This window comes from Vibrio echinoideorum (assembly GCF_024347455.1).
Taxonomy (GTDB): Bacteria; Pseudomonadota; Gammaproteobacteria; order Enterobacterales; family Vibrionaceae; genus Vibrio; species Vibrio echinoideorum.
Window position 1 is genome coordinate 559,976 of the sequence record NZ_AP025484.1, and the last position, 19,614, is coordinate 579,589.

Sequence of the window (19,614 nt, forward strand, 5' to 3'; positions counted from 1 at the left end):
TCCTATTTGCTTGTGTCTAACTGGCTAGTTGGAGCACTAAGCGACTGTAATTGGATATTTTGTAGTACTGAATCCAGCTCTTGTTGGCTGGTGATGCCCACGCCTACCTGTGAAACTGCTAGAGCAGATAGGGCGGTTGCGAATTTAATAAGTTCTGGTTTTGGCATCTGTTGCATGTGACCCCAACATAGGCCAGCAACTAAGGTGTCACCTGCGCCTACAGTGCTTACCACTTGCATACGCGGCGGTTGAGCATGTAACCATTCACCTTGGTTTAGCCACATCACGCCTTCTGCGCCAAGTGATACCACGATGTTATCGATGCCTTTTTCACTCAGGGCTTGGCCTGCGTGTTGGCATTGGTCACGTGTTGTCAGTTCGGCATTGAACAGCTGAGAAAGCTCTTCATCGTTTGGTTTAATCAACCAAGGTTGTGCATTGATACCGGCTTTAAGTGCGTCACGGCTGCTGTCGAACAACACTTTTTTACCTAGGTCACGCAAGCGTTGTACCCAAGAAGCGCAAAGATCTGGCGATACGCCTTGTGGCAAGCTGCCTGCAATCACGAAGTAATCGTGTGTTTCAGCAAGCTCTAACAAGGTTTCTTCAAACGCTTTGATAGCGTCAGCATTAACAGGAACACCTGGGAAGTTGATGTCGCTTACTTGGCCTGAGTTCTCTACCAATTTCACGTTGATGCGGGTTGCACCGTCGACACGGATAAAGCGGTCAGTTGCGCCCATCTGTTCAAACAGGTGGCAGAAGGCTTCTTCGTTATTGCGGCCAAGAAAACCTGTTACGGTCACTTTCGCGCCAAGCTCTGAAAGCACTTTTGCTACGTTTACACCTTTGCCTGCTGCATGCAGAGAGCCTTTGTTAACTAGGCTCACTGAACCCACGTTAAGTGCGTCGATAGCGCCAGTTAGGTCGAGAGCAGGGTTTAGCGTAACGGTAACGGCTTTGATTTGTTTATCAGACATATCGATTCCTTAACCTTCGCCAAGGCCTGAAGCGATAGCTTTGCCAATCGATTCAAGTGCTTGTGCTGCATCATCACCTTCAGCAACAAATTGAAGCTGGTGGCCGTGTTTAACGCCAAGCGCGATGACTTTCATCAAGCTTTTCGCGTTCACTTCTTTTCCGTCACCATCTAGGTTTGAAACGCGGATTGTTGATTCGAATTTCTTCGCTTCAGCGACTAGCATTGCGCCCGGACGAGCGTGTAGGCCGTGTGCGTTTTTGATTTTGAATACTGCGCAGTTGTCATCGTCTTGAGAAGCTGTAGAAACCGCTTCACCTTTTAGAAGACCAATCACTTGTGCAATATCAGCGGTTAACAGTTGTTTCTGTTTACCTTCGAAAACCATCTTGCTTAGGTTTGCCAGAATAGATTGGTGCGCGCTGTTACAAGCGGCGAATGCTACTAACGCTTTAACTGGTGTGCCTTCGTATTCACAATGGTTTGCGGTTGAAACAAACGATACGCCAGTGCGAGTTACGCCTTTATCGCTGCCCAACAACCAAAGGCCTTGGCCTAGGTGAGTCGGTGTTTTTGTTACTAGGTCGGCAACGAATGCGTTGTCAGTACAGCCTGTATTTTTCAGTAGGCCGCCTGCAACTGCCGACATTTGAACCATGTCGCTTGCAGGAAACAGTAGCTGAACCAAAGAAGCATCTAGGTCGGCTTCTAGCTGAACTTCGCCGTTAAGTAGGGCGATGATTTCGTCTTCTGATTTCGCTTGCTTTAATTTATCTTCAACACCGTCAGCCGCTAGCACTTTGGTCAGTTGCTTAAGAATGCCTAAGTGCTCGTCTGATTTCGCCGCAATACCAATTGCTACGTAAACACGGTTACCGTCTGCCCAATCAATACCTTCAGGGAAGTGGTGTACCGCAACGCCTGTCTCTTTCACTAGGCCACGAGTGTCAGTGGTTCCGTGAGGAATCGCGATGCCGTTACCTAGGAACGTTGAGTTCTGGTTTTCACGGTTCAGCATTCCTTCAACGTAACCAGAGTCAACTAAGCCTTTCGCGGTTAGGTCGCCAGCAATGTTCTGGATAGCTTTGAATTTGTCATCGGCCGTTTGACCAAGAGTGATGTCAGATTTTGATAATTTAAGCATGGTGCCTCTTTAGCGTATCGCTTGAGAATTTGTGTATCGCTACGATTCAGTCTAGAGCAAGATTTATGGAGTTTAACTCGTTGCCTTATGCTTGCTGAATCGGTTCAGCATTCAGTGTAAAAAAATTCAGCAAAGCCGATTTTGATATTCAAAATAGTTTTGCTGCGTGTTGTAATTTCAGTTTCGTTAATAACGAGAAGTTGAATCACAACAAATGACGCTCAATCCATTCAAAAGGATGATTGAAGTCACTTTTCAGATTTTGCTGAATCCTTTCAGCTTTTATACTGAATCGATTCAGCATATAATTCAACTAATCCGAGGATCAGATCATTGGTTATATGATCCTACGCACAAAATACAGGTCACCCATATGACACTTGATGAAATTGCTAAATTGGCTGGAGTATCGAAAACCACAGCCAGTTATGTCATCAACGGCAAGGCGCAGAAATACAGAATCAGTGAAAAGACTCAGCAGAAAGTCATGGCGGTTGTGGAAGAGTATAACTACCGACCAGACCATGCTGCTTCGTCATTGCGCGCTGGCAATAGCCGTTCATTTGGTTTGATTATTCCTGACCTGGAAAACAGCAGTTACGCGCGTTTAGCAAAACTGATAGAGCAGAACTCACGTAAAGTGGGCTATCAAATACTGATTGGTTGTTCTGATGATGATGCTGAAACCGAACGCAAAGTAGCGGAAGCTTTGGTGAGTCGTCGTATTGATGCGTTGTTGGTGGCGAGCTCAATGCCAGACGCCAATGAGTTCTACTTGAAGCTGCAAAATTCAGGCACACCCGTAATTGCGATTGACCGTCCGTTGGATGACGAGCATTTTGCTTGTGTGATCAGTGAAGATTTCGAAGCTGCGTTTGAGCTGACCCATTCGATTCTCGATGAAAGTATTCATAGCGTTGGCTTGATAGGTGCATTGCCAGACCTAAATATCTCACGTGAACGCCAACTGGGTTTTGAAGCAGCCAACAAAGCGTATGCTCAGCAAGTTGGACTCTCAGAAAGCAAATCTACAATTGTGGGCTATGGTGAACACTTTGACAGAGAGTCTGGGCGTGCGGTTTTTGAAGAGTGGATAGCTAAAGGCACGGTTCCTGATGCGATTGTCACTATGTCTTACACCTTACTAGAAGGTGTACTGGATGTGATGGTTGAAAAACCGGAATTAGTTAATCAGGTGAAGTTGGCGACTTTTGGTGATAACCGACTGCTCGATTTCTTGCCTTTTAAGGTCCATTCACTTCCGCAACAGTTTGAAGTGATTGCGGATAGTGCCTTTGCTCTTGCTTTGAATGCTTCAGCTAAACGTTACCAAGCGGGTATTGAGTTAGTGCCAAGAAGCTTAGTTAGGCGAGGCTAAGTGCCATTAGTTTATACGAGACTAGACTAGACTCGTTTTGTTTAGATTAAGCTAGGTTAGATTAGGCTAATTCGTAAACGTATCTAGCTTGGGTTTAACAATAAACCCAGTTCTACGACCGCAACAATGCCGAGCAACAAAGCCAACACTTTCCAAAACTGGATTGGATTTCGGTTTATCAAAGGTTGCTTGGCTTTGCTTTTCACCAAGCTTTGGTTAGGTGTGTAAAGGTCGGCCACAAAATCCCCTAACACTTGATGGCGTTCGCTTGGTGATTCGGCACAGGCTTTTTGCAAAACCAAATCAACCCAAGCTGGTATGTCAGTGCGCTTTTGAGTCAGCGGTTGGTATTCCCATTGATGGTGACGAGATTGCTTGAGCGATTGTGCAGACATCTCAGGATAGGGCAGTTCGCCTGTGAGCATTTCATACCCGATGACCGCGATAGAGAACAGATCCGAACTTGTGGTCGCGGTATTGTGCTTTATGGTTTCCGGTGCAATGTAATTAACGGCACCCAACGGTACTGAGTCTTGCTCTGATTTACTTCCTTCTTCAATTCCTCTTACTAACACAGCTCCAAGGTCGATGATTTTAATCTCGCCATCACGTTGAATCATGATGTTTTCAGGTTTTAAGTCTCTGTGCACCATATCCGCACGTTGTAGCACTCGGATACCTTGTGTGATTTTATCGAGTATATCGCGCACCTGTTTGAGTGAAGGTTTTGGATTGTCGTACATCCACTGTCTCAGCGTGATGCCTTCTACCCATTCGCAGATTTGATATAGGAATTGCGAGTGTTCTGGCGTTGGGTAGACCTTCATTACTTTCTTGTTGTTTAGCAGGATTCCTGCCCATTGTTCGTTAAAAAAGGTGCTCAATTGTGCGGGGCTATCGTGGTATTGAACCGACGGTACTTTCAAGACGAATTCGGTTTGTGTCTCTTTCTGCATCACACGGTATACATGGCTTCTTGAACCTGCATACAACACTTCAAGTACCATATAGTTGTCGATGCTTTGCCCAAGCTTTAAAGCGGGTGGGATAGCGCGCTTGGCAAGCTTTTCATGGAATTCAATAAGTGATGGTTTAGGAAGGTGACTGACCTGCACAATCAAGCAGCTCACGTTATCGGAACTATTGTAGCCTAAAGCGGCATTGCAGATCGTTTGTGCCGCGTATTCGAAATCCGCTCCTGGTTTGTCGATGTGATCCTTGAATGTGTTGGGCGAGACAAACTCGTGTACGCCATCAGATGTCAGGATAAAGCAGTCGTCTTTCTTAATAGGAAGCGTTTGATAGTCAACGTTGAGCTGATTATCCATACCCAAAGCTCGAGTTAGGTAATGTTTCTGCCCCATGTTCTTACGAGTGTGGTCACGTGTCAGTTGGCGTAATTCTCCATCTCTTAATAAGTAGATACGGCTGTCGCCAACGTGGAATATATGTGCGGTGTTGGATTTTAATATCACGCTGCTAAAAGTCGAAACGAGCGCATTGTGGTTCACTTGTTGTGCGGGATGAATATTAGAAACAGACGTGTTGAAGAGCCAAGAATTGAGCGAGGTTAAGACCTTTTGCGCCGAGCGCTGAATGCTCCAGCTTTTTGGAGTGGCGTAGTAGTCATCAATAAACTGCATCACGCTGGTGTGACTGGCTTTTTGGCCGTGCTCACTGCAACTTGCGCCGTCTGCAATGCAAGCAACACTGCCTTTTAGCTCTTGCTCAGCGCGAGTTTTAGGGTGTTTTACAATGATGGCGTCTTGGTTTTCATCACGTACGCCTTTATTCGAATAACCACCAAACTTCAGCGTCATTTGGTTGTTTGACTCTGGCGTGGTGACTTGTCCTTGGCTGAATGAAATTGTCATAACTGGTCTTCTTCTTAACTGCCGTCTTCTTAACTGGCCGTTTTCTCATCTGCTTGAGAGCACATCTGAGAAAGAACAAAAGCTCTAGTGAACTTAGAGCCTTTGAACGAAGCACCTAGCGTTGATGTATCTGCTAAGGTGCTTCTCCCGATTCAATAATATCAATGCTTCATAGTACTGAGACTAGTTTGAAACATTAATCAGCGTGACACTGCCATCGTCGTTCACTTCGGCAATTTGACCGTTAGGCTCTTCCATGAATAGTAGAGTCACAAAGCCAAGTATGGCGGTCGCAGCAATCACTAAGAAGAAGGTTTGGTAGCTCACGAAAGACAGCACTGTTAGGTAAACTACCGCACCCACGTTGCCGTAAGCTCCAGTCATACCCGCAATCTGACCTGTCATGCGTCGTTTGATTAGAGGAACTGTCGCAAATACCGCACCTTCACCCGCTTGAACGAAGAAAGAACACGCCATGGCTGCTACAACGGCTAGCCATACAGGCCATGTGCTGTCTACTTGACCCATTGCGAAGTAGCCCACAGCAAGACCAATCGTTAGAATAAGCAGTGTTGGTTTACGACCGAATTTATCTGAAATCCAACCACCACCAGGGCGAGACATTAGGTTCATAAAGGCATAAGCCGATGCAACCATACCTGCAAGAACCGGTGTTAATTCAAAGGTTTCAGAGAAGAACAGTGGCAGCATAGAAACAACAGCCAGTTCAGAACCAAATGTCGCGAAGTACAGTACGTTAAGTACCGCAACTTGCTTGAATTTGTACTGGTGAATCTCTGGCACTTCTTCTTTAAATACGTTTTTGTTCACTTTCCAAACTTGCGACACTTCGTACACGTAAAGCGCAGCTAAACCTGCATACACAGAGTAAACCGCCATGTCAGACAGCATGTTGATGTTGGTTGGCGATAGCTTCCATGTCAGTAGCGCTAAAGCGGCATACATCGGGATCTTCATAATAAGTAAGAAGAAAAAGTCACCCTTTGATGTTACTTCCATCGCTGTTACTTGAGCAGGCTTGAAGTAAGTCGAACCTTTTGGTGTATCCGTTACGTTTTTGTAGAAGACAAAAGAGAACGCTAAGCTCATAAGGCCAGTAATACCGACCGCATAACGCCAACCGTCTTCGCCACCAAATGCTAGAGCCAGAGTTGGAAGCGTGAATGCTGCCGCTGCTGAACCGAAGTTACCCCAACCGCCGTAAATACCTTCTGCGGTACCCAGTTCATTGTGTGGGAACCACTCAGACACAAGGCGAATACCAACGACGAAGCCAGCGCCAATGAAGCCAAGTAGGAAACGTGCAATAGCCGCTTGAATGAAAGAGTCTGCCATCGCAAACATAAAACAAGGGATTGAACAGATTGCGAGTAGCGACGAGTAGACCAATCTTGGGCCGTATCTGTCGGTTAACATACCCACTGCGACACGAGCAGGAATGGTTAACGCAACGTTGAGGATCAGCAGTGTTTTGATCTCTTCGGTGGAAAGGCCAAGCGAGGTTTTTACCATTTGCAGTAGTGGGGCAAAGTTGAACCACACAACAAAGGTGATAAAAAAGGCCATCCAACTTAGGTGTAAGGTTTTCATCTTACCCGTAAATGAAAGCAGCGAAAATTTTGTGTTATCCATGGTTTAAATCCTTTAAATCTGGAAAATTACCCGGCTTTAGCTCGTGCGTTACTTCCGAAATTCGAACGCATTAATGTGGCTAAACCCTGTGCCGAAATTGCTTACGCTGATAAAGCGTTTATATGATGATGTCGGCGATTAGTTAACTGGCGATAGCAAGCGGTGCGAGAACCTGTACTTGCTCTCCTTGCTTGCGAACTTCAAATTTCACGAGCTTGAGATCGGGTTGTTCAAGGCACGCGCCAGTTTCTAAGTGGTAATGCTGCTTGTATAAGGGCGAGGCTACGTAAGGCTCACCGCTTAATGAACCAATGATACCACGTGACATAACATTCGCTTTGCCGACAGGGTCGTAATTAGAGAGCCCATAAAGCGTGTCGCTGCGCTTGCAGTAAAAAATAGCCACTTGGTTATCGTCTACTTTGGCGCAAATTCCACCATTTGGGGTTAAGTCCCGGGTGCTACATACGGTTGTCCAATTTTCCATGACTTTCTCCTAGTCAAAACATAAAACTAATAATCAATTCAATTAGGGTGATAGCCGACAGCGGTTTTCTTGGGCTGCGCCACTGTCGACTATCGATATTGGGTTGAGTTGTCACTGATTCACTCACCAGCAATTCGGCTTACGAAACTTCCGTGACTTCGATTTGGTCTGCGTTGGTTAGTATTTCATCGCGTTGTGAATCTGAAGAAGAGCTCAAGCTCGGCTTAGGAAAACGCTGCTCTCGTTCTTTAATGAATGACAGGCTAGTGTCCATCTCTTCACTGTTGATGTAGTGCTGGAAGCGTTTCATCTTTTCAGGGTTTTCGATGGTGGTTTTCCATTCACACTGGTATTTTTCGATGTTGAGGGCGATATCGGCCTCAAGTTCTTCAGCAACATTGAGCTTGTCTTCAATCACGACTTGCTTGAGATATTCAATGCCGCCTTCAAGGTTTTCCATCCATACCGATGTACGCTGTAGACGATCCGCGGTTCGTGTGTAGAACATCAGAATGCGGTCGATGTATTGCAGCAGGGTGGTTTCATCAAGGTCGGTAGCAAAAAGGTCACCATGGCGAGGGCGCATACCGCCGTTACCACAGATGTAGAGGTTCCAACCTTTGTCGGTCGCGATAATGCCGAAGTCTTTCGATTGCGCTTCTGCACATTCACGAGTACAGCCAGAAACTGCAAACTTGGTTTTATGTGGCGAGCGTAGCCCTTTGTAGCGGTTCTCTAGTCGAATCGCTAAGCCTACGCTGTCGTCGATACCATATCGGCACCAAGTGCTACCCACACACGACTTAACAGTACGAACCGACTTACCGTAGGCGTGGCCTGTTTCGAAACCTGCATCAATCAGCTTTTTCCAGATGATAGGCAGTTCGTTAAGCTGTGCACCAAACAAATCGACACGCTGACCACCGGTGATTTTGGTGTAAAGGTCGAACTCTTTCGCGACCTCGCCAAGCACGATCAATTTGTCAGGTGTGATTTCACCGCCTGCAATACGTGGCACAACTGAATAAGTGCCGTCTTTTTGCATGTTGCCGAGGTAGATATCGTTGGTGTCTTGCAGTTCAATGTGCTGATCTTCGAGGATGTAATCATTCCAGTAAGAAGCCAGAATAGAACCGACAGCAGGCTTACAGACGGTACAGCCTAATCCATTGCCATGAGAATCCAATAGCTCATCGAATGTCTTGATTTTGTTGACGCGGATAATGTCGGTAAGTTCTTGACGAGAATACGCAAAGTGCTCACAGATATCGTTTGAGACTTCCACACCAAGGTTGCTTAGTTCACTGTCTAAAACTTGTTTAGCAAGCGCAGAACAACCACCACAACCCGTTGAAGCATTGGTTGTTTCTTTTAATGCAGCCATAGTGGTGCAGCCTGCAGATACGGCGTCTTTGATATCGCCTTTGGTCACATCAAAACACGAACAAATCACGGCGCTATCAGGCAGAGCTTCAACGCCCATTGCTGAGCCAGAATCGTCCGCGAGGTTTGGCAGAATAAGCACGGATGGATTTTCAGGAAGAGGCATATCATTTTGTTTGATTTGCAGTAGTGACCCGTAAGCCTCGGCGTCGCCCACCAATACTGCACCAACAATCTTTTTACCGTCAGCTGAGATGATAAGGCGCTTGTAAACTTGCTCGATTTCGTCGTTATAAGTATACGATTGAGCACCTTCTGTTTGGCCGTGTACTTCGCCAATACTGGCTACATCAACACCAAGCAGTTTGAGCTTGGTGCTCATGTCGGCACCAGTAAACGCAGCGTCGCTCGTTCCGTCCGATAAGATATGCGCAGCCGCGACTTTCGCCATCGAATAACCGGGTGCCACTAAGCCAAAGATCTTGTTGTCCCATAGCGCACATTCACCAATCGCGTACACGTTGTCGATGTTGGTTTGGCAATGATCGTTAATCACGATGCCGCCACGTTCACCAATGGCAATATCAGAGCTACGAGCTAGGGCATCTTGAGGGCGAATACCCGCAGAGAACACAATCATATCGGTTTCGAGATGAGTGCCGTCGGCAAAGTTCATACGGTAGCGAGCACTCTCACCCGCGACTATCTCAGAGGTTGCCTTCTCGGTGTGAACTTGGACGCCAAGGTCTTCAATTTTTCTGCGTAAAAGCGCACCGCCACCGTCATCTAATTGAACGGCCATTAGGCGAGGCGCGAACTCTACAACATGGGTTTCCAAGCCAAGGTTTTTGACTGCGTTTGCCGCTTCTAAGCCAAGCAGACCACCACCAATCACTACGCCCGATTTACTGCCTTTGCTTGATAATTCAATGGCGTCTAAATCTTCGATGGTGCGATAAACGTGGCAGTGTTCTTGGTCGTTACCGGGAATAGGGGGAACAAAAGGGAATGAACCGGTCGCTAGAATCAATGTGTCATAACTCTCGGTATGTCCTGATTCAGTCACAACGCACTTATTTTCAGTATCCAGTTGAGCGACTCTCGCGTTGAGAAGGTAATTAACGCCATTGCTTTGGTAATACTCTTCGCTGGTTAATGCCAAATCTTCGGCATTTCCGCGCTTGAAGTAAGCTGTAAGCTGAACTCGGTCGTAGGCCAACCTAGGTTCTTCGCTGAAAGTAATCACATCAAACTCATCACTTTCTGACTGCAATATGTTGTCGATAAATTTGTGTCCAACCATACCGTTACCAACGACGACGATCTTCTTCTTGCTCATAATCCATTCCTTATTCTCGGCTTCATTGTTTATAGCGTTAACGTTTATAGCGTTTAACTTCTAATGGTTAACAAATGAATACCGGGTTGAGATTCCACTCAATTCATCATTATCAAGAAAACAAAAATTGTTTTTCTAACTCTTGGTTTCTAGTGGAGCAAGGAGGATGCCAAATTATAATTTAGCAAAATAAATAAAATTTAATTAATACTTTTCAATCGATTAAGATTTTCAGGGGGCACGCAATTACCCCTAAAGTGGTATGTAATTTTTTTGTTAAATTTATGGAAATGAGCGTTTGTGGTGCAACTTTCTGCAAGATGGTGCAAAAAATAAGTTTTTTATATCAAGCATTCATTGGGAACTGAGTTTTAATTATTTTTGTTTTATTAAGCTGTTGTTTTTATTTGGTTTTTGTTGTGCTTGCGATTCTTTGGTTTAATGGCGTGTTATTTGCTTGATCTAAATAAATACAATTATGGATAATTGAGCGAGAAACGGATGAGTGATTCAAACAGTGGTTGGATAAAATCGACATGTGCCTATTGTGGTGTTGGCTGCGGAATAGAAGCGAGGCCCACTGCATTAGGTAAGCTTGAAGTGCGCGGTGATAAAGAACACCCGTCGAATTATGGAAAGTTATGTACTAAAGGCATTGCTCTAGGTGAAACCGTAACGCCTTTAGGTCGTCTTACTCAGCCTACTCATATTCAGAATCAACAAAAACATGAACTCGCATGGGATGACGCCACTCAATTGGTCGCTGATAGGTTTAACCAAACCATTGAAGAGTTCGGCCCTGATTCAGTTGCGTTCTATGTCTCTGGTCAACTGTTAACAGAAGACTATTACGTTGCTAATAAGCTGATGAAAGGTTTTATTGGTAGCGGAAACATTGACAGTAACTCAAGGCTTTGCATGGCATCGAGCGTTGTTGGACACAAGCGTGCATTTGGTAGCGACACGGTGCCTATTTGCTATGAAGATTTAGAGCAAACCGACTTGGTCGTGATTACTGGCTCAAACTTATCATGGTGTCATCCGGTTCTTTTTCAAAGGTTAAGAGCGGCTAAGCAAGCGAATACCAAACTGGAAGTGATCGTCATAGATCCTCGTTATACCGACACATGTGAAATAGCAGATCAGCATTTAGCGATTGAATCGGGCTCTGACGTGGCCTTGTTTAACGGGTTACTTTCATACCTAGCCGATAATGACGTACTTGATGAGGCCTATATAAGCAAACATACAGAAGGCTTCCAACAAGCGATTGAGTCAGCAAAGAAGTATGTTTACCACGCTGATTCAAACATCAATTCAGAGCAAAGCGTCAGCCAATTGACCGGGTTAGCGGAACAAGAGGTTGAGCGCTTCTATCGCGCGTTCGCATCAAACAAAAAAGTAATCACTATCTATTCTCAGGGCGTGAATCAGTCGAGCCAAGGCTGCGATAAGGTGAATGCCATCATCAATTGCCATTTAGCCACCGGAAAAATCGGACAAGCAGGTATGGGGCCTTTCTCTGTGACCGGGCAACCCAACGCAATGGGCGGTCGCGAAGTGGGTGGTTTAGCGAATACGCTAGCGGCGCACTTTGAGTTTGGGAGTGAGGAATCACACCAAACGGTGAGTAACTTTTGGCAAACCGATAACTTAGCAACCAAGCCCGGTTTGAAAGCCGTCGAGTTGTTTGACGACATGCTTGAAGGCAAGATCAAAGCGGTGTGGATTATGGCGACCAACCCTGTGGTGAGCCTTCCAGACAGTGCGAGAGTGAAAGCAGCGCTAGAAAACTGTCCATTTGTGGTGGTGTCAGATTGCATTGCCGATACTGAAACCACTCGTTTGGCTGATGTAGTGCTGCCCGCGCAAGGGTGGAGCGAGAAGTCGGGCACCGTGACCAACTCCGAGCGTCGTATATCAAGGCAGCGCCGCATATTGCCAAGCCCGGGTGAAGCTAAACCTGATTGGTGGATGATTAAAGAAGTGGCGCAGAAAATGGGTCATAAACATGCCTTTGATTATCGTCATGAAGGGCAGATATTTGAAGAATACTGTCAAATGACGGGTCTTGATAATACTGACGGTAAAACGCGAGACCTGTGTTTAATAGGTCTAACCAAATTGGACGACAAAAGTTATAGCGAGCTAAAACCCCAGCAATGGCCCGTACTAGAATTACAGCAAGATATCGTAAATAAACGAATGTTCACTGATGGCGAGTTTTTCACTAAGTCAGGAAAAGCCCAGTTCGTTGCGGTTGAACATGCTTTACCATTAACGACATCGTCACCAGATTATCCGCTTATAATGAACAGCGGACGAGTGCGCGATCAATGGCACACCATGAGTAGAACAGGGCTTGCCTCATCACTTGGAGACCACACTCCCGAACCGTTCATTGCTGTTCACCCTGAAACCGCCAAGAAATTTGGATTGGAAACGAGCACAAATCAAACCAACCAGGTTGTTAAAGTGAAAAGTGCTCAAGGTGAATCTCAAGCGCGCTTGGTATTAACCCAAGAGATGCGTAAAGAGCAGGTGTTTATGCCGATCCACTGGAACGGCACCACGGCCAAAGACAGCAAGCCGTGTGACTTGATTTTACCTAACACTGATTCCAATTCAGGGCAGCCAGAGTTCAAACACACACCTGTGATGTTAGAGGCATGCGCTTATCGCAGCGAAGCGGCACTGGTCAGTGATAAGGTGATGGATTGCAGCAGCTTTGATTACTGGGTTAGGCAGAAAGTCGAGGGCGGATTTTTGTATCGTATCTCGTCATCTAAGAATCCTATGGAGTTGGTGATTCAGCTTGCCAACACACTGGATGAATTACCTGAACCCAACGCAGAGGCGGTTAAATCACTCCATTATCACGGCAATAAATCGTTCAAGAACTACGGTTCAGCCAAGCTTGGTGAGTTTGGCGTGAAACAAGCGTTCGTGGTGAACAGTAACCTAGATCATGAAAGCATCGAATGGCTGGTGGAATGCCTAACCCGAGAAGCCGATGAAGAATTCGAAGCCGAGTTTTTGAGTACCATGGCGAAGTAGTTACTACCTCACATTCATCCATACCTATAGCGTAGACGCCGACAATCATGTCGGCGTTTTTGTTTGAGTGTATAGCCCCCAATATGTGTCAATTCATTGCCTGAACTGCGGTTCAATCATCATCCAACCCAAAGACTTAGGTCAAAACTGCCTAGGTTTGGTCAGTAAATCACCGAATAAGGTAACGACTAACTCACACATTGAGGTGTTTTCTGCATTTTACTGGAACTATATAGAAAATTTCTGCTTTTCGTCATGTTTGATAAAGCAGTAATCAGGTAAGGTTCTGTTATTAAATGGGTTATTAGACAGAGCCTGAACTGTTTAGATTACTAGACAGAATTGTTTCAGGGACAAAATACAGAATTATTCTGTCTAATATAGCTGTTATATGCCATTCAGAGAAAATAGGAAGTACGTATGTTTGGTGAGTTGAAGAAAGTCCCATTACGAAGTATTTGGGCACATGAAGCGCAAGATTTTACACCTTGGCTAGCGGAAAACATCGAAGAATTGGGAAATGCTGTAGGTTTGGAGCTTGAGCTAGTTCAAGAGGAAGCGAGCGTCGGGAATTTTTCTCTTGATATCTTAGCCAAGGATCTTGGGTCAGCCGAAAACGTCATTATTGAAAATCAGTTTTCTCAAACTGACCATGACCACCTAGGTAAGTTACTTACATATTCGGCTGGGTTCGACGCTTCGTTCGTCATTTGGGTTGCTGAAACAATTCGTGAAGAGCACCGTCAAGCTCTAGACTGGTTGAATCACCGAACTGATAGTCAGACGCAATTCTTTGCAGTTGTTGTTGAGGTTATTCAAATTGACGAGTCAAAGCCTGCTTTTAATCTAAAACCTGTAGTATTTCCAAACGAATGGCAAAAGAGCAAGTCTTCGAACAAGTCTGTTCAAAAAACGAGTGCCAAATCTGAAAAGTATCGTGAGTACTTCCAAGAGTTGATCGATGAGCTTCGATGCGAGCATAAATTTACCTCAGCTAAGGCTGGTCAACCTCAGAACTGGTACGCATTTGCTTCTGGAATTACTGGTATAAATTACGGTGCAAACTTTTGCCAAGGCAATAAAGTACGTACGGAACTTTATATTGATTTTGGCAATGCTGAGCAAAACGAGTCGTGCTTGAACTATTTGCTCGAAAGCAAAGATGAAATTGAAGATGAATTTGGAAGTGAGCTTTCTTGGGAACCAATAGATGGTAAGAGGGCTACTAGAGTGGCTGTCTATCGTGATGGTTCAATATTAGACGAAAGTAATTTATCAGAGATTAAACTATGGCATATTAATAACCTAATTAAGTTCAAAGATTTGTTTGCTAAAAGGGTTCGTAAGCACTTGAAATAGGCATATAACAAGAAATTTAAGAGTGATTCACAACGCTTGGCGCTCTCACTTCAAGCTAGTTTAGTGTTTATGGCACAATGGTTTAGGTAAGGTGGCTAGCGTTGTCCACACCTTAATTTGGCGTTAGGCGAATCGGTGATCCGCTTTTGTATACTGTATTTTTCGAAAAGTTATAACTAATGAGTAATAAATGACATCCAAATATTTTGACCCTCAAAAAAGTTTTTTACACCTACAAGTTGTATGGGGGGCAATATCTGCGCTGCTTACTTTCGCAATAGTAATAGCTTTAGTCATTATTTTTAATACATCGCTTGTATGGGATTTGTCTGCGAATGGATTTAATTACTTTATATTTGTATTTCGCTTTCCTTTAGGAATACTGGCAATGATCATCCCAATTGTTGCATTACTTGCTGCTAATCATCGCTCTGAACAGACTAAAGAACAAATAAAGGCTACGGGACTCCAGAATAATTTTTCTAATTATTATAAGCATCTTGAAGAGTTTGTTAAATATTCACAGGAAAATTTAAAAGATATTCAAGACTTAGATTTTCGTTTAATTCATAAGAGAATTTACCCAAATTCTCAGGAAGGGGATTACGAAATATGCAGAGAGTTATTTCAAGCTTTAGAATCAAGCTCTACTTTAATATCAGGAATTTCTGAGAACTACCCTAAAGACTTCAATGAGGGGATACCTCAATCAGATTATGAAAAATATATTGGGTTGGTAAATAAATTAGGATCTTACCTAGGGAATAATTCTGGTAGATTTACGGCTATTACAAGCGATCCCTTTGACACATATGCAAAAACATATTTAAAGCAATCTTTACTGTTTTTGGAAAGAATTATTTATCTATGTACTTTAATTGAAAGAATGTGCCACTTCACGGTAGACTTCAAAAGTAAAAGCCAACCCTTAATAGGGTTTAATTTTAATGTTAACGAATTCAATGTTATTGAAAGTGGCGATGATGACGAGTTAGATCCATTTGATTATCAAGCTCCAAGAGATTTTGATGAAGTTAATCAAGTGTTTATTGAAAAACTGAAAGAAAACAAGGTCGCGTAATTTTAATGAATATTCGCCTAACAAAGCATTTAAAAGTGATTCGTAATGCTTGGCAGTTTCGCTTCGCTCAAGTATAGCCAAGCGTCACCCACTCCTTAATGCGGCCACATGGATTCCCCCGGTTGTCAAACATCCGCTAAACTTATGTTGATGGGTTTTGGACTGCCGCTCTACATTCGGCCTACTTATCGACGATTCGTATACGTCGTGGCCCTGATGACTTTGCGCGACTGCGGTGCCTTATTCGTTAGATGACATCTAGTGCGTCCGCCGCATTAACAGGCTCTCCGCAAGTGGTCTTAACCTATCTCCATCATTAGCGTCTGCAATGACCCGGTGGGTTTAACTCTTTATGCTGCTTAGGTTTCTACTTAAGCAGCATAGTTTTCATATTCGGTTTGATTGTGTAAAAGCGACCATATAATCCGTGCGTTCTTCGCGGCAAGTGCCACTATCGCTCGTTTCATTCCTCTCCGCTCTAGAACGCCTCGACACCACTGACTTAACTTATCTTGCTTGTCGCCAAGGTTGGCAATCACGGTCCTTGCCCCGTGAACTAATAGTGTTCGCAAATATTTGTCGCCGTGTTTGGTTATCCGCCCGAAAGGAGGCTTTCCTCCTGTGGAATATTGCTTTGGTACTAGTCCTAGCCAAGCAGAAAAATCACGGCTTTTATCAAATTGAGAACCATTGCCTATCGAAGCAAGTATCGCAGTAGCGGTTTGCGGCCCAATACCTCGAACTTTCATCACTCGTTGGACATTAGCGCTGACCTTAGCAAAAGAATCGAAGACTTGTTCAGTATCGGCGATACGTTGATTCAATTCTCCAAGGTGGTGATAAGCATCGGCAATCACCGTTCTTGCAAGGTGTGGCAGTTCATTTTCTGCGTCTTCCAGCATTAAGGGAACGTGTTTCATTAACGAAGAGCGGCCAACAGGAATGATCAACCCGAATTCAGAGAGTAGGGCACGCATGCGATTCATAAGCGCGGTGCGCTCACGAACCCAATGCTCTCTCATTCTATGTACCGATAAGATGGCTTGTTGCTCGGGGGATTTACGGGCACAAAGCGAGTGGATGGTCGCTGAACAGCTTCGCAGATAGCAACAGCATCATTAAGGTCGTTCTTTCCCTTAGTTCGATAAGGAATTACGTATTTAACAGCCATAATGCGGGTGTCGTGACCCAGTTTATTGAGTGTTCTTGCCCAATAATGTGCACCACCACACGCTTCAACGCCTATACGCATGAGTGGCATATTTGCTATTATAGTCAGTAGTTTAGAGCGGGTTACTGGCTTATGAAGTATGACCTTACCATTTTGGTCTACGGCATGAAGACTAAAGTGGTTTTTAGCTAGGTCGATACCGCAGAAATAAGAATAATCAGACATGGTGCCTCCGATGCATTTAAGTACCACATAAGTGTGGCAGATCCTCGGTAGGGGGAATCCATGTCATTCGTTATACGGCAAGGATATTATGAAGCACGGAGTTAAATTTATACTTATGGGATTACTTTCAATATTTGGTTTAAAAGCAAATGCGTCGGTTGAAAATGATTTTTGGAAGTGGTTTCAAAAAAATGATGAAATGCTTTTCAATTTTGAGAGTGATACAGAGAAAGTATTCGATCAATTATCAAATGCACTTTCTAAAGTAGATCCAGAGCTTACATTTGAGTTCGGTCCAAAATCAGAAAACGGAAAGAGAGAATTTGTAATTAGTGCAGGTGGGATAAAAAAATCATTCCCTTCAGTTGAATTACTATTTAATTCTTCTCCTGAATTAAATAGATGGACAATAGTTAAATACCGTCAAAGAAGAACCCCCTTAAATAATCTTGAATACGGTGGTATTTCAATTAAATCAATTGATGTCTTTTATAATGTTTATAAAGATAATGATAAATTGGGTGTTGTCTTATTTTTTGATAATTACAATGAGAAAGAACACTCGATATATGGAAACATTGGTTATCTGTTTTTGGATGAAGCTCTCGGAGAGTATGACGTAGAAACAAAGTTAGGTTTCATAGAGTTTCATAATAAAAAATCAGAATACTTCGATGGTGCTAAACAAATAAAAGAGTTAGCCGGTCAAGTAGATGAGTACTACAAAAATTAGTGGTAAAGCCGTATAACAAGCCATTCAAGCAGGACTTTTAACAGTTGGCTAGGTTCCGCTTCGCTTCACATTTTAGCCAACAATTAAAAGCCTCTTAATGGGGCCACATGGATTTCCCCGGTTGTCAAACATCCGCTAAACTTATGTTGATGGGTTTTGGACTGCCGCTCTACATTCGGCCTACTTATCGACGGTTCGCATACGTCGTGGCCCTGATGACTTTGCGTGACTGCGATGCCTTATTCATTCGTTAGATGACAACTAGTGTGTCCGCCGCATTAACAGGCTCTCCGCAAGTGGTCTTAACCTATCTCCATCATTAGCGGCTGCAATGACCCGGTGGGTTTAACTCTTTATGCTCTGTTTGGTTACGTACTTAACGGCCATAATACGGGCGTCGTGACCCAGTTTATTGAGTGTTCTTACCCAATAATGTGCACCACCACATGCTTCAACGCCTATACGCATGAGCGGAAAATTTGCTATTGTAGTCAGTAGTTTAGAGCGGGTTACTGACTTATGAAGTATGACCTTACCATTTTGGTCTACGGCATGAAGACTAAAGTGGTTTTTAGCTAGGTCGATACCGCAGAAATAAGAATAATCAGACATGGTGCCTCCGATGCATTTAAGTACCACATAAGTGTGGCAGATCCTCGGAAAGGGGAATCCATGTCATTCGTTAGGGAACTTTAGGGGTAACTTGTGAGTAATATAGTAATTAGACTATTGAAAGAGATTGATAAAAACGGTGAAGTATCACTGTTTGAATTATCGAAATTGATTACTAAAAAACATAATGATCATCGAGATTTCTATCCTATTGCATTTTTGGTAGCTAATGATTTATTAGATGATGAGTATTTTGAAAAAAGAGAGCAAGTTCAACTGAAAGAACAATTACTTGCCCGAGAATTTTATGCTTGCCATAGCGCCGAGAAGAAAGCCTCTGATGGCGACAGGGAGTTTACCGCAATGGGCAGTGGACAAAAGTTAAGCGAACAGAAGTTCGCTTTATCAGCAAAAGGTTGCCTGTATTTAGCTAACTATCGAACTCGTAGAAATGACAGGTTGACTGCATTAGCTACTGGTATTGTTGTTGGTGTTGTTACCGCCATAATAACAACGTATTTAGCTGCGTAGATGTGAAGTAAGTTCCCTACAAAGCATTTAAGAATCAAGATAACCAAAGAGGGCGCCGATTACAGGCGCCCTTTGTGTTAGTTGGCAACGCTGTAAGTGTCGTAGTCACGCAATAAGAAGAGTGCAATACAAGCTGCGAGCATTGGCCAAGAGGCAAAGAACAGTAGGTTATTGAACGGGTCCATATATTTACCAAAAGAGGCGAAGGTGGAACCTGCGTGCAGGATTAAAATTGCGCCATAGGTATACTTTTTCCACATGCCGGCAACGAACGCGCCTAAGAACCCTAATTGCGCGACTCCCATAACCATTATCGCATTATCCGAAATGTCGATTCCGTAAAAGCCAGACAGTACTTTTGTTGCATGCTCAGGTACAAGGATCTTATCTAAGCCCCAGAACAAGAAGACGATAAAAATGCCGATTCTCAGCAGCAGTAGGCTAGTAGCCAGTTTGGTTTGAAGTTTCTTTTCCATGATATCCCTTGTGATGCACTTAACGATGCGATGAAATTAAATGTTCTTCAAAGAAGACCCATCGTATTCGCGTTTTCTTTCGTTATTTTTGAGTGCCTTATGTAACAAGGAGTGTCTGTTTAGTGGGTTTGA

13 protein-coding genes and 2 pseudogenes are annotated in these 19,614 nt (G+C 44.0%); 6 read left to right on the forward strand and 9 right to left on the reverse strand.

The window, feature by feature from the left end:
* Positions 1-2 precede the first annotated feature (2 nt).
* Both pfkB and fruB read right to left on the reverse strand, forming a co-directional pair.
* The gene (gene pfkB, locus OCV36_RS18815) at positions 3-980 is read right to left on the reverse strand and encodes a 1-phosphofructokinase (protein WP_135457644.1); all 978 of its coding nucleotides are present in this window, start codon (positions 978-980) and stop codon (positions 3-5) included.
* Between the two features lie 9 nt (positions 981-989).
* The gene (fruB, locus tag OCV36_RS18820; RefSeq protein WP_135457645.1) at positions 990-2,123 is read right to left on the reverse strand and encodes a fused PTS fructose transporter subunit IIA/HPr protein; all 1,134 of its coding nucleotides are present in this window, start codon (positions 2,121-2,123) and stop codon (positions 990-992) included.
* A 373-nt stretch (positions 2,124-2,496) separates the two neighbouring features.
* Here fruB and cra point away from each other — a divergent pair, with 373 nt between their 5' ends.
* Complete coding sequence (gene cra, locus OCV36_RS18825; RefSeq protein WP_135457646.1) at positions 2,497-3,501, forward strand: catabolite repressor/activator; 1,005 nt, start codon at positions 2,497-2,499, stop codon at positions 3,499-3,501.
* 83 nt (positions 3,502-3,584) lie between these two features.
* On the opposite strand, the gene OCV36_RS18830 is transcribed toward cra, so the two are convergent.
* The 4 genes from OCV36_RS18830 to nirB all read right to left on the reverse strand — a co-directional run bounded on the left by OCV36_RS18830 (position 3,585) and on the right by nirB (position 10,237).
* The gene (locus OCV36_RS18830) at positions 3,585-5,375 is read right to left on the reverse strand and encodes a bifunctional protein-serine/threonine kinase/phosphatase (protein WP_135457648.1); all 1,791 of its coding nucleotides are present in this window, start codon (positions 5,373-5,375) and stop codon (positions 3,585-3,587) included.
* A gap of 183 nt (positions 5,376-5,558) precedes the next feature.
* Entirely contained in the window at positions 5,559-7,028 is a 1,470-nt protein-coding gene (locus OCV36_RS18835) for a NarK family nitrate/nitrite MFS transporter (RefSeq protein ID WP_135457649.1), read from the reverse strand.
* A gap of 142 nt (positions 7,029-7,170) precedes the next feature.
* Positions 7,171-7,515, reverse strand: coding sequence for a nitrite reductase small subunit NirD (gene nirD / locus OCV36_RS18840; protein WP_017106415.1), 345 nt, complete (start codon positions 7,513-7,515; stop codon positions 7,171-7,173).
* Positions 7,516-7,654: 139 nt separating this feature from the next.
* Positions 7,655-10,237: a nitrite reductase large subunit NirB gene (gene nirB / locus OCV36_RS18845; protein ID WP_135457651.1), complete on the reverse strand. Its 2,583-nt coding sequence runs from the start codon at positions 10,235-10,237 to the stop codon at positions 7,655-7,657.
* Between the two features lie 501 nt (positions 10,238-10,738).
* On the opposite strand from nirB, the gene OCV36_RS18850 reads away from it, so the two are divergent.
* The 3 genes from OCV36_RS18850 to OCV36_RS18860 all read left to right on the forward strand — a co-directional run bounded on the left by OCV36_RS18850 (position 10,739) and on the right by OCV36_RS18860 (position 15,734).
* Positions 10,739-13,294 carry a molybdopterin oxidoreductase family protein gene (locus OCV36_RS18850; RefSeq protein WP_135457653.1) on the forward strand — a complete coding sequence of 852 codons (2,556 nt, stop codon included), beginning with the start codon at positions 10,739-10,741 and terminating at the stop codon, positions 13,292-13,294.
* Between the two features lie 420 nt (positions 13,295-13,714).
* Complete coding sequence (locus tag OCV36_RS18855; RefSeq protein ID WP_135457655.1) at positions 13,715-14,653, forward strand: DUF4268 domain-containing protein; 939 nt, start codon at positions 13,715-13,717, stop codon at positions 14,651-14,653.
* Between the two features lie 190 nt (positions 14,654-14,843).
* Entirely contained in the window at positions 14,844-15,734 is an 891-nt protein-coding gene (locus OCV36_RS18860; protein ID WP_135457657.1) for a hypothetical protein, read from the forward strand.
* Between the two features lie 371 nt (positions 15,735-16,105).
* Here the strand turns inward: OCV36_RS18860 and OCV36_RS18865 are convergent.
* Positions 16,106-17,130: pseudogene (locus OCV36_RS18865) on the reverse strand (IS110 family transposase).
* Between the two features lie 88 nt (positions 17,131-17,218).
* Here OCV36_RS18865 and OCV36_RS18870 point away from each other — a divergent pair.
* A complete protein-coding gene (locus OCV36_RS18870; RefSeq protein ID WP_135456711.1) occupies positions 17,219-17,863 on the forward strand; it encodes a hypothetical protein in 645 nt (214 codons plus the stop codon).
* 369 nt (positions 17,864-18,232) lie between these two features.
* Here the strand turns inward: OCV36_RS18870 and OCV36_RS18875 are convergent.
* Positions 18,233-18,475 (reverse strand): annotated as a pseudogene (locus OCV36_RS18875) (IS110 family transposase); the annotation flags it as partial.
* 93 nt (positions 18,476-18,568) lie between these two features.
* On the opposite strand from OCV36_RS18875, the gene OCV36_RS18880 reads away from it, so the two are divergent.
* Positions 18,569-19,006: a hypothetical protein gene (locus OCV36_RS18880; RefSeq protein ID WP_135456713.1), complete on the forward strand. Its 438-nt coding sequence runs from the start codon at positions 18,569-18,571 to the stop codon at positions 19,004-19,006.
* Between the two features lie 77 nt (positions 19,007-19,083).
* Here the strand turns inward: OCV36_RS18880 and OCV36_RS18885 are convergent, their stop codons facing one another.
* Positions 19,084-19,482, reverse strand: coding sequence for a hypothetical protein (locus OCV36_RS18885; RefSeq protein WP_135456715.1), 399 nt, complete (start codon positions 19,480-19,482; stop codon positions 19,084-19,086).
* Positions 19,483-19,614 lie beyond the last annotated feature (132 nt).

Bases quoted from the DNA above. Each gene is read 5' to 3' on its own strand.
- pfkB (WP_135457644.1), bottom strand. From the start codon at position 980: ATGTCTGATAAACAAATCAAAGCCGTTACCGTTACGCTAAACCCTGCT.
- fruB (WP_135457645.1), bottom strand. From the start codon at position 2,123: ATGCTTAAATTATCAAAATCTGACATCACTCTTGGTCAAACGGCCGAT.
- cra (WP_135457646.1), top strand. From the start codon at position 2,497: ATGACACTTGATGAAATTGCTAAATTGGCTGGAGTATCGAAAACCACA.
- OCV36_RS18830 (WP_135457648.1), bottom strand. From the start codon at position 5,375: ATGACAATTTCATTCAGCCAAGGACAAGTCACCACGCCAGAGTCAAAC.
- OCV36_RS18835 (WP_135457649.1), bottom strand. From the start codon at position 7,028: ATGGATAACACAAAATTTTCGCTGCTTTCATTTACGGGTAAGATGAAA.
- nirD (WP_017106415.1), bottom strand. From the start codon at position 7,515: ATGGAAAATTGGACAACCGTATGTAGCACCCGGGACTTAACCCCAAAT.
- nirB (WP_135457651.1), bottom strand. From the start codon at position 10,237: ATGAGCAAGAAGAAGATCGTCGTCGTTGGTAACGGTATGGTTGGACAC.
- OCV36_RS18850 (WP_135457653.1), top strand. From the start codon at position 10,739: ATGAGTGATTCAAACAGTGGTTGGATAAAATCGACATGTGCCTATTGT.
- OCV36_RS18855 (WP_135457655.1), top strand. From the start codon at position 13,715: ATGTTTGGTGAGTTGAAGAAAGTCCCATTACGAAGTATTTGGGCACAT.
- OCV36_RS18860 (WP_135457657.1), top strand. From the start codon at position 14,844: ATGACATCCAAATATTTTGACCCTCAAAAAAGTTTTTTACACCTACAA.
- OCV36_RS18870 (WP_135456711.1), top strand. From the start codon at position 17,219: ATGAAGCACGGAGTTAAATTTATACTTATGGGATTACTTTCAATATTT.
- OCV36_RS18885 (WP_135456715.1), bottom strand. From the start codon at position 19,482: ATGGAAAAGAAACTTCAAACCAAACTGGCTACTAGCCTACTGCTGCTG.